Origin of the sequence: Streptacidiphilus anmyonensis, assembly GCF_000787855.1 — a bacterium.
GTDB lineage: Bacteria > Actinomycetota > Actinomycetes > Streptomycetales > Streptomycetaceae > Streptacidiphilus > Streptacidiphilus anmyonensis.
In genome coordinates this window covers 158,883-168,370 of record NZ_BBPQ01000001.1, presented here as the reverse complement: position 1 = coordinate 168,370, position 9,488 = coordinate 158,883, and the positions used below count along the sequence as shown (strand labels likewise).

The window sequence follows — 9,488 nt, the reverse complement described above, 5'->3', positions numbered from 1 at the left end:
TTGCCGGCCTCAGGCCAGGCGGCCCTCGGTCTCGAGGGTGACGCCGACGGCCTGGACGACCGCGGCGATCTTGAGCGCGGACTGGATGACCTCGCGGTCAACGCCCGCCTTGCGCAGCACCTGCTCGTGGGAGTCGAGGCACTGGCCGCAGCCGTTGATCGCCGAGACCGCCAGCGACCAGAGCTCGAAGTCCACCTTCTCCACGCCGGGGTTGCCGATGACGTTCATCCGCAGGCCGGCGCGCATGGTCCCGTACTCCTTGTCGGAGAGCAGGTGCAGCGTCCGGTAGTAGACGTTGTTCATCGCCATGATCGCCGCCGCGGCCTTCGCCGCGTCGTACGCCTCGGGCTTGAGGTTGGCGCGGGCCTCCGGCTCCAGCTCCTTGAGGACCCGCTCGCTGCGCGAGGCGATCGCGCAGGCGAGGACGGTGCCCCAGAGCTGCTGCTGCGGCAGGTCGCTGTTGCCGATGACCGAGCCCAGGTTGAGCTTGAGGTCCTTGGCGTACTCCGGCAGAGCCGCCTTCAGTTCGTCGAGTGCCATGCGGTCAGCTCACTCGCCCGCGAGCAGCGCGTCCGCGTCCAGCGTCGCCTCGCCCTTGTTCCAGTTGCACGGGCACAGCTCGTCGGTCTGGAGCGCGTCGAGGACCCGCAGGACCTCCTTGGGGTTGCGGCCCACGGAGCCGGCGGTGACCATCACGAACTGGATCTCGTTGTTCGGGTCCACGATGAAGACGGCGCGCTGGGCGGTGCCGTCCGGGTTCTCGACGCCGCAGGCGCTCATCAGCTCGTGCTTGATGTCGGCCAGCATCGGGAAGGGCAGCTCGGCCAGGTCCTTGTGGTCACGGCGCCAGGCGTGGTGCACGAACTCGGAGTCGCCGGAGACGCCGAGGATCTGCGCGTCGCGGTCCGCGAACTCCTCGTTCAGCTTGCCGAACGCGGCGATCTCGGTGGGGCACACGAAGGTGAAGTCCATCGGCCAGAAGAAGACGACCTTCCAGCCCTTCTGGTCGTCGCCGGAGATCTCCTTGAACTCCAGCTTGTCGGCGGAGGGGCCGACGACGGCGTTGAGCTTGAAGGCGGGGAACTGGTCACCGATGGTGAGCATGAGGGTTGTCCTCCGTGAACCGGTCGTGGTTGGTGCCCCGTCAATCTCGCATGTCGGACATTGATCAGTGAAATAGCTAGAATCGAAGGAGTTGATCGGAGGAAGTTATCAATAAGCCCCGCACCACCGGCCGCCCGCCCACTGTGTCCCAGCTCCGGGCCTTCGTGGCCGTCGCGGAGCATCTGCACTTCCGGGAGGCGGCCGCCGCGCTGCGGATGAGCCAGCCGGCGCTGTCCGGCGCCGTCGCCGCGCTCGAGGACTCGCTCGACGTCCGGTTGGTCGAGCGGACGACACGCAAGGTGCTGCTGACGCCGGTGGGGGAGCGCGTCGCGACGCACGCCCGGTCCGTGCTCGGCGCGCTGCACGCGCTGACCGAGGAGGTCGAAGCCTCCAGGCGGCCGTTCACCGGGCCGCTGCACCTCGGGGTGATCCCGACCATCGCACCCTATCTGCTGCCCACGGTGCTCCGGCTGGCCCGCGACCGGTACCCGGACCTGGAGCTGCACGTGCACGAGGAGCGCACGCACCAGTTGCTGGACGGTCTCGCCGCCGGCCGGCTCGACCTGCTGCTGCTCGCCCTCCCGGCGGGCTCCGGGCTGGTCGACATCCCGCTCTACGACGAGGACTTCGTCCTGGTCACCCCGCCCGACCACGAGCTCGCCGACCGCGGGGACGTGCCGCGCGACGTGCTGCTCGACCTGGACGTCCTGCTGCTGGAGGAGGGCCACTGCCTGCGGGACCAGGCGCTCGACCTGTGTCGTGAGGTGGGTGCCGATCCCGGGGCGACCCGGGCGGCGGGCCTGTCCACGCTGGTCCAGCTGGTCGCGGGCGGCCTCGGGGTGACGCTGCTGCCCGCGACCGCCGTGCCCGTCGAGGCCGGGCGGGCCTCAAGCCTGTCGGTCACCCGCTTCGCGGACCCGGCGCCCGGCCGACGCGTGGGCCTCGCCCACCGCCCCTCCTCACCCAGGACCGCCGAGTACCGGCGCTTCGCCGACTCGTTGCGGGACGCCGTGTGTGAACTCCCGGTCCGGGTGCTGGGAAGTGTGAACAGTCCCGGCGTGTGATCCCCGGCCGGGTCTGTCGCGGCATACCCTGGCGGGCATGAGCAATCTGGACCTGAAGCCCCAGCCGAGCGTGTGCGGCGGCCGCGAGGACGTCTCCGCCGAGCCGGTCCGCCAGCTCCTGACCGGGCGCGAGGTGCAGCTGGGCGAGAGCACCCTCGTCCGGCGCCTGCTGCCCAACCTGGGCCGACGGATGGTGGGCGCCTGGTGCTTCGTCGACCAGTACGGCCCCGACGACATCGAGCGGGAGCCCGGCATGCAGGTCGCACCGCACCCGCACATGGGTCTGCAGACGGTGAGCTGGCTCCACGACGGCTTCGTCGAGCACCGCGACAGCCTCGGCACCCTCCAGACGATCCGCCCGCGTCAGCTCGGCCTGATGACGTCCGGCCGCGCCATCTCCCACTCCGAGCAGTCGCCGCGCTCGCACGGCAAGTGGCTGCACGGCGCGCAACTGTGGGTCGCGCTCCCCGACGAGCACCGGTTCACCGAGCCCACCTTCGAGCACCACCCCGAGCTGCCGCGCGTGCAGGGCCAGGGCGTCGACGCGACGGTCATCCTCGGCAGCCTCGACGGCGCCGCGTCCCCGGGCCGCACCTACACGCCGCTGGTCGGCGCCGACCTCTCGCTGGCCGTGGGCGCGGAGGCCCGGCTGCCGCTCCACCCGGACTTCGAGTACGCCGCCCTCGCCATGAGCGGCGCCGCGACCGTCGACGGCGTGCGCGTCGAGGTCGGCTCCCTCCTCTATCTCGGCTGCGGCCGCCGCGAACTCCCGCTGCGCGCCGACGACGGCCCGGCCCAGCTGATGCTGCTGGGCGGCGAGCCCTTCGCCGAGAAGCTCGTCATGTGGTGGAACTTCGTCGGCCGCACCCACGAGGAGATCGCCGAGGCGCGCGAGGCCTGGATGACGGGTGACCGCTTCGGCGAGGTGCACGGCTACGACGGCGCGCCCATCCCGGCCCCCGAGTTGCCCGCGCTGCGTCTGAAGCCCCGCGGCCGCGAACGCTGAGACGGCGCGATCGAGCAGGTTTCGAGAAGCCCGGCGACCGGTGCCGTCACTAGCGTGATGGACATGACCTCCATCGAATCCATCACCCTCGACGTGGCCGACCCCGCGGCCGCGGCCCGCTTCTACGCCGACGCCTTCGGCCTGGACGACGACCGGCTGCGGCTGCGCGCCTCGGAGGAGGCGACGAACGGCTTCCGCGGGTTCACACTCTCGCTCGTCGCGGCCCAGCCGGCCGACGTCCGTGCCCTCTTCGACGCGGCCGTGGCCGCCGGGGCCACCCCGCTCAAGCCCGTCACGAAGTCGCTCTGGGGCTACGGCGGCGTCGTCCAGGCCCCGGACGGGACCATCTGGAAGATGGCCACCTCCGCGAAGAAGGACAGCGGCCCGGCCACCCGGAACGTCGACTCGATCGTGCTGCTGCTCGGCGTCTCCGACGTGGTCGCGAGCAAGCGGTTCTACGTCGACCGGGGCCTCGCGGTGGGCAAGAGCTTCGGGCGCATGTACGTCGAGTTCGCGGGCGACTCCGGCCCCGTCAAACTCGCGCTCTACCGTCGCCGCGCCCTGGCCAAGGACGCCGGCGTCGACCCGGAGGGCAGCGGCTCGCACCGGATCGCGGTCCGTGGTGCCGCCGGGCCGTTCACCGACCCCGACGGCTTCGCCTGGGAGGCGTCCTCGGCGGCGGTCGCCGCCGCCTGAGCAGCCCGGCCTGAGCGCCTGGCCGAGCGCCTGGCCGAGGGCCCGGGCCCGGGGCCCGGCCCGAGCGAGGCGAAGGTCCCCGACGCGAGGGGCTCAGCGCAGGCGGGACGAGGACAGGATCGAGACGAGGTGCGCGGGCACCATCAGCCATGCGACGACCGCGACCGCGGCCACGGCCCACTCGGTCGGCGCGTGGCCGCCCGTGCCCAGCTCGACCAGCGCCGCGACGAGGAAGAGCAGCGACGCCTCGATGCCGTTGGCGATCCTGTGAACCTTGAACGCGGCCGCCAGTCGCCGGACCGAGTTCACACGTGCCGAGCGCACCTCGGTGGCCTCCTCGGTCACCGCCTCGAGCCCGCTGCGGATGCGGGCGACGTCGACGAGGTCCGTGGACGCCTTGAGCAGGACGATGCCGAGCGCCGCGGCCAGCCCGACGGACGCCCACGCGACGGACGCGTTCTCGGCCACCCGGAATCCCGCGCCGACCAGCAGCGCAGCGTCGGCCAGGTAGGCGCCGAGCCGGTCGACGTAGACGCCGACCGGACTGAACTGACGCTTCCAGCGCGCCACTTCGCCGTCCACACAGTCGAAGAAGAGGAACGCCTGGAACAGCAGCGCGGCCAGCAGCGGCCCGGCGAGTCCCGGGATCAGCAGCGCCGCTCCGGCCCCCACCCCGGCCACGACCATGGCCCAGGTGAGGGAGTTCGGCGTGACGGAGGTGCGGACCAGGTACCGCGTCGCCCGCAGGGACAGTCGCCGCATGTAGAGGCGCCCGGCCCAGTGTTCGCCGTTGCGGCTTCCGAGTTTGGCCTGCGGCTGGCAGACGTCCCGCAGTTCGGCGAGGGTGGGGGTGGCGACCGACATGGGGTGCCCTTCTTGAATCGTCCTGTCCGACAAGGGCGTGAGCGTACTCCGCATCCGGTGCCGTCCGTTGGCCGGGTGCCTTCCGGACGCCTTCCAAGGGCTCGACCGGGCGGATTCCGACGGCGTTCCGGGTGCGTTCCGGGCGGGTACCAGGCGGTTTCTCGTCCGACGGGCCGCCCGAGACCGGCGTAAGGTCGATGCGTGAGCGGTAGCGACGCCGGTCCGAGGATGCGGCTGGCCGAGCTCGTCGCCGCACTCTCCCTGGGCGTCGATCTCGGCTTCGGTCAGCCGATGGAGCATGTCCTGCGCCAGTGCCTGATCGCCCTTCGGTTGGCCGAGCGGATCGGTCTCGGCGAGGAGGAGCGGCTCGCCGTCTACTACACGGCGCTGCTGGTCAACGTGGGCTGTCACTCCGACGCCCACGAGCAGGCGAAGTGGTTCGGCGACGACATCGTGCTGAAGTCCGGCAAGTACCGGTACGAGCAGCGCAGCCTCGCGGCGGCGACGTCGGCGCTGCGACTGATCGGTTCGGGGAACCCGCCACTGCACCGGTTCCGGGTGGGGCTGGAGTTCACCCTCGGCGGCTTCCGCGAGGTGGACCGGATGATCAGTGGTCACGCTGCCCTGGCCAGGCTGCTGGCGCAGCGCCTCGGCCTGCCGGAGGCGGTCCAGCAGGCGGTCGCCTCCTCCTACGAGCAGTGGGACGGGCGCGGTTGGCCGGGCCGGCTCAAGGGCGAGGCCGTGCCGGTCGCGTCCCGGCTGACCCAGCTGGCCGAGTTCACCGAGGTCGCCCACCGGCTCGGCGGCACCGGCGCCGCCCTCGCGCTGGCCCGCCGACGGGCGGGCGGCCAGTTCGACCCGAGGCTCGTCGCCGTCCTGTGCCAGAGCCCGGAGGCGGTCTTCGACGGGTTGGACGCGGTGCAGACGTGGGACGCCGTGATCGCCGCGGAGCCGTCGCTCGGCGTCTGGCTCACCGGAGCGCAGTTCGACGAGGCGCTCGTGGCCGTGGCCGACTTCGTCGACCTCAAGTCGCCCTACACCGCCGGCCACGCCCGCGCCGTCGCCGCGCTGGTCACCGGGGCCGCCGACACGCTCGGCCTGACCGTGGCCGAGACGGAGGAGCTGCGCCGGGCGGCCCTGGTGCACGGGCTGGGGCGCCTCGGCGTCTCGAACGCGATCTGGGACAAGCCGGGTCCGCTCGGCATGGGGGAGCGGGAACGGGTCAGGATGCAGCCGTACCTGACGGAACGCATGCTGTGTCAGTCGCCGATGCTGGCGCCGCTCGGGGCGATCGCCGTGCAACACCGGGAGCGACTCGACGGCTCGGGTTATCCACGTGCCCTGCGCGCTCCCGCGATCTCCCGCCCGGCCCGGATCCTCGGAGCGGCTGACGCCTACCAGTCCATGATCGAGCCCCGGCCGTACCGGGAGGCATTGACGGGCCGTCAGGCGGCGGTCGAGCTCAACGCCGACGCGGCGGCCGGTCGGCTCGACGCACAGGCGGTCGGGGCGGTGCTCGCCGTAGCCGGTCACCGCGTGTCGCACCGCGCGCCCGGCCCGGCCGGCCTGACCGTTCGTGAGATCGACGTGCTGCGGCTGCTGGCTCGTGGCTGCTCGAGCCGGGAGATCGCCACCCGCCTGGTCATCTCGCCGAAGACGGCGCGCAACCACATCGAGCACATCTACGGGAAGATCGGGGCCTCCTCACGCGCTGCCGCCTGCCTTTTCGCCGTGCAGAACGGCCTGCTGCCGCAGCCGGAGGAGAGCGCGGCCTGAGCGCCGCGGCCGGCGCGCCGGATCGAAGGAGACCGGACCGAAAGAAATGAGGCAAGTGCCCCATGCGACCGCGAGTCGTGCATCGGTAGCGTCGACGACGAGGACCGGGGGAGGGAGCCGGGACCAGAATCGAGGCAACCGTCATGAGCGTTCACTGGAAAATCCTCGCGATCTTCTACGACAGCCAGATGGCCAAAAGCGAGGAGGCCGGGCTGCGCGAACTGCGTCGCGGACTCGTCGCCCAGGCCGCAGGTGACGTGCTCGAGATCGGCGCCGGGACCGGAGCCAACCTCGAGTACTACGGCCCCGCCGTGCGGTCCCTGGCCGTCACCGAACCCCAGCCGCCCATGCTCCGTCGGCTCGAACAGCACGTACGCGAGCGCGCCCCGCACGCCACCGTGCTCCGTGCCCCGGCGGAGGACCTGCCGTTCGAGGACGACAGTTTCGACGTCGCCGTCTCCACGCTGGTCCTGTGCGGCGTGGAGGACCAGCGGCGGGCGCTGCGCCAGCTGGCCCGGGTGCTGCGCCCCGGTGGGCGGCTGCTCTTCCTGGAGCACGTCCGCTCCGACGACGCCCGGTTGGCCGGCTGGCAGAACCGCCTCAACTGGCTCAACCGGGCGCTGGTCTGCTGCGAGTGCAACCGTCCGACGCTGGATTCGATCAGGTCGGCAGGCTTCGAGGCGACAGAGGTGGACCACGCGGTGTTCCCCAAGGCGCCCCCGTTCGTCCGCCCGCTGATCTTCGGTGTGGCCCGCCTGCCGCAGCCGACCGGGCAGCCCGCTCCCGGCCAGAGCACGGTCGGTTCCGTCGGCTGACCGACGGGGGACATGGCCGGCGCGGTCAGACGGTGCCGGTGGCGACGAGGGCGCCGATCGCGATGAGTGTGAGCGCGGTGATCAGGTTGGCGCGACGGTCGATCCACGGTGCGGTCAGGAGGCGCGCGCCGAGGGCGGTGGCGGTGGTGAGTCCTACGATCGCGCCGATCGTGGCCACGGTGAAGACGGCGAGGGAGCCGAGCGCGGCGGAGGTGCCGAGGGCGCCCGCGGCGAGGAACACCGGCAGGATCGTCAGATCCGGGGAGGCGGCGGCACCGAAGGGGATGAGCAGCCCGGCGAGTCGTCGGCCGCGCCCCTTCTCGGCCGCGCCTGCGGTGCGCGGCCGCTCCAGCACGGCGGTGGCACCGTGGTCGTGGCTGTGCCCGTGGTCGACGTCGTGCGCGTGGGGATGATCGCCATGGCCCTGACCGTGCTCGTGACCCTGCTCGTGGTCGTGACCGTGCCGCTGCCCGTGCCCGTGCCCGTGGTGGGAGTGCCCGTGCCCGTGCCCGTGGTGGGAGTGCCCGTGCCCGTGCCCGTGAGGGGAGTGGTCGTGGTCGTGCCCATGGCTGTGACCGTGGCTGTGCCCCTTGCCCAGGAGTTCCAGCGCCAGGAAGACCAGGCCCGTCACCAGCAGCAGGCTGCCGACGACGAGGTCGGTGTGGCGGGCGACCGTGGCGCGGAACTGCATCCCGACGAGCATCAGGATGCCGCCGAGCGCGGCGGAGACCAGCACATGGCTCAGGCCGGCCGCCAGTGAGAGGCGCACGACCTGCCGCGTCCGGTACCGACGGGTCCGGGCGAGGACGGCGAGCGGGAGCCAGTGGTCCGGCATCACGGCGTGGCCGAGGCCGACTCCGGCGGCGGCGAGCAGCAGCGCGGGAAGCGTGTTCACCCCTCCACGGTACTTCTCATCTTCTCATGCGTGAAGATGAGAATATACATGCCCACGTTTCCCACTTGCGACGTCTTCGCAGGTGGGAAGATGACGCCCATGGACCCGATCGACCCGGCCCCGTCCCACCCCGCCGAGCACACCCGTCCGGGCGAGCCGCTCTCGGACGCGCAGGTCGGCGCGGCCGTCGCCGCCCTCGCGATGCTCGCCGAGCCCACCCGGCTCCGGCTGCTGTGGGCGCTGCGGGAGGGCGAGCTCGGGGTGACGGCTCTGGCCGAGGCGTCGGGCTGCTCGCCGACGGCGGCCAGCCAGCATCTGTCCAAGCTGCGCATCAGCGGACTGGTCGACCAGCGCGCGCAGGGGCGCGCCCGGCTCTACCGCCTCCGCGGCGCGCACCTGCGCCGTCTGCTGGACGAGGTGGCAGCGCACGCGGACCACACCCTGCGCGGCCTGCCGCCGCACGCGTGACCGGTCTGTTCACATGGACGCGAGAGGCTGGTGTCCGATCGCCGTGTGAACGCCGAAGGAGGACTGTGCCGTGCAGACCCTGACCACCGCCGACTTCCTGATCCGCCTCGCCACCGGCGTCGGTTGCGGAGCGCTGATCGGAGTCGAGCGCCAGTGGCGGGCCCGGATGGCCGGCCTGCGGACCAACGCGCTCGTCGCGACGGGCGCGACGCTCTTCGTCCTGTACAGCGTTTCGGCCGGGGACAGCAGCGCCACCCGGGTGGCGTCGTACGTCGTCTCCGGCATCGGCTTCCTCGGCGGTGGCGTGATCCTGCGGGACCGCGGCGGCGTGCGCGGGCTGAACACGGCCGCGACGCTGTGGTGCTCGGCGGCCGTCGGGGTGCTGGCCGCGAGCGGGCGGCTGGAGTTGGCCTGGCTCGGGACGCTGTGCGTCCTGGCGGTGCACCTGGTGCTGCGTCCGGCCGGGCGTCTGCTCGACCGGGCGCCCGCCGCGGGCAGCGACCCGGACACCACCGTCCGCGCCACCGTCCACCTGCGCTGTGGCCGCCGCGACGAGGCGCACATCAGGGCCTTGCTGCTCCAGGCCCTGTCCGCCGCCGGCTTCACCCCGACCGGGCTGCGGGCCAGCCGCGAGGGCGAGGACACCACCAGCCTGCGGGCCACCGTGGACGTCGACGGCGAGGTGGGCAAGGCGCTGGAGCCGGTGGTCACCCGGCTGTCGTTGGAGCCTGGCGTCCGCGACCTGCACTGGCACACCGAGGAGGACGGCGAGGGCGAGCCCGCCCTCGCGTGATCGGCGA

Annotated in this window: 11 protein-coding genes; 7 read left to right on the top strand and 4 right to left on the bottom strand. The window is 72.4% G+C overall.

The window, feature by feature from the left end; genetic code table 11:
• Positions 1-9: 9 nt before the first annotated feature.
• Together TR50_RS00735 and TR50_RS00730 are read right to left on the bottom strand one after the other, a co-directional pair.
• On the bottom strand, positions 10-540 hold the full coding sequence (locus TR50_RS00735) for an alkyl hydroperoxide reductase (protein ID WP_042412456.1): 531 nt from the start codon (positions 538-540) through the stop codon (positions 10-12).
• A gap of 9 nt (positions 541-549) precedes the next feature.
• Positions 550-1,104: a peroxiredoxin gene (locus TR50_RS00730; protein WP_042412453.1), complete on the bottom strand. Its 555-nt coding sequence runs from the start codon at positions 1,102-1,104 to the stop codon at positions 550-552.
• A gap of 143 nt (positions 1,105-1,247) precedes the next feature.
• Here TR50_RS00730 and TR50_RS00725 point away from each other — a divergent pair, with 143 nt between their 5' ends.
• The 3 genes from TR50_RS00725 to TR50_RS00715 all read left to right on the top strand — a co-directional run bounded on the left by TR50_RS00725 (position 1,248) and on the right by TR50_RS00715 (position 3,870).
• Entirely contained in the window at positions 1,248-2,168 is a 921-nt protein-coding gene (locus tag TR50_RS00725) for a LysR substrate-binding domain-containing protein (protein WP_369405685.1), read from the top strand.
• A 37-nt stretch (positions 2,169-2,205) separates the two neighbouring features.
• Positions 2,206-3,174: a pirin family protein gene (locus TR50_RS00720; protein WP_042412447.1), complete on the top strand. Its 969-nt coding sequence runs from the start codon at positions 2,206-2,208 to the stop codon at positions 3,172-3,174.
• Positions 3,175-3,237: 63 nt separating this feature from the next.
• A complete protein-coding gene (locus TR50_RS00715) occupies positions 3,238-3,870 on the top strand; it encodes a VOC family protein (RefSeq protein ID WP_042413192.1) in 633 nt (210 codons plus the stop codon).
• A 93-nt stretch (positions 3,871-3,963) separates the two neighbouring features.
• On the opposite strand, the gene TR50_RS00710 is transcribed toward TR50_RS00715, so the two are convergent.
• Entirely contained in the window at positions 3,964-4,734 is a 771-nt protein-coding gene (locus TR50_RS00710) for a CDP-alcohol phosphatidyltransferase family protein (RefSeq protein WP_042412445.1), read from the bottom strand.
• A 201-nt stretch (positions 4,735-4,935) separates the two neighbouring features.
• On the opposite strand from TR50_RS00710, the gene TR50_RS00705 reads away from it, so the two are divergent.
• Both TR50_RS00705 and TR50_RS00700 read left to right on the top strand, forming a co-directional pair.
• Entirely contained in the window at positions 4,936-6,510 is a 1,575-nt protein-coding gene (locus TR50_RS00705; protein ID WP_201776776.1) for an HD domain-containing phosphohydrolase, read from the top strand.
• Positions 6,511-6,653: 143 nt separating this feature from the next.
• Positions 6,654-7,325 (top strand): class I SAM-dependent methyltransferase, encoded by a 672-nt coding sequence (locus TR50_RS00700; RefSeq protein WP_042412439.1) that lies wholly within the window; start codon positions 6,654-6,656, stop codon positions 7,323-7,325.
• 25 nt (positions 7,326-7,350) lie between these two features.
• Here the strand turns inward: TR50_RS00700 and TR50_RS49620 are convergent, their stop codons facing one another.
• On the bottom strand, positions 7,351-8,220 hold the full coding sequence (locus TR50_RS49620) for a hypothetical protein (RefSeq protein WP_042412437.1): 870 nt from the start codon (positions 8,218-8,220) through the stop codon (positions 7,351-7,353).
• A gap of 90 nt (positions 8,221-8,310) precedes the next feature.
• Between TR50_RS49620 and TR50_RS00690 the strand changes: the two genes are divergently transcribed.
• Both TR50_RS00690 and TR50_RS00685 read left to right on the top strand, forming a co-directional pair.
• Positions 8,311-8,688: an ArsR/SmtB family transcription factor gene (locus tag TR50_RS00690; RefSeq protein WP_236654180.1), complete on the top strand. Its 378-nt coding sequence runs from the start codon at positions 8,311-8,313 to the stop codon at positions 8,686-8,688.
• A gap of 70 nt (positions 8,689-8,758) precedes the next feature.
• Positions 8,759-9,481 (top strand): MgtC/SapB family protein, encoded by a 723-nt coding sequence (locus tag TR50_RS00685; protein WP_042412434.1) that lies wholly within the window; start codon positions 8,759-8,761, stop codon positions 9,479-9,481.
• The last annotated feature ends 7 nt before the right edge of the window (positions 9,482-9,488 follow it).

Bases quoted from the DNA above. Each gene is read 5' to 3' on its own strand.
- TR50_RS00715 (WP_042413192.1), top strand. From the start codon at position 3,238: ATGACCTCCATCGAATCCATCACCCTCGACGTGGCCGACCCCGCGGCC.
- TR50_RS00720 (WP_042412447.1), top strand. From the start codon at position 2,206: ATGAGCAATCTGGACCTGAAGCCCCAGCCGAGCGTGTGCGGCGGCCGC.
- TR50_RS00710 (WP_042412445.1), bottom strand. From the start codon at position 4,734: ATGTCGGTCGCCACCCCCACCCTCGCCGAACTGCGGGACGTCTGCCAG.
- TR50_RS00730 (WP_042412453.1), bottom strand. From the start codon at position 1,104: ATGCTCACCATCGGTGACCAGTTCCCCGCCTTCAAGCTCAACGCCGTC.
- TR50_RS00690 (WP_236654180.1), top strand. From the start codon at position 8,311: ATGACGCCCATGGACCCGATCGACCCGGCCCCGTCCCACCCCGCCGAG.
- TR50_RS00700 (WP_042412439.1), top strand. From the start codon at position 6,654: ATGAGCGTTCACTGGAAAATCCTCGCGATCTTCTACGACAGCCAGATG.
- TR50_RS00735 (WP_042412456.1), bottom strand. From the start codon at position 540: ATGGCACTCGACGAACTGAAGGCGGCTCTGCCGGAGTACGCCAAGGAC.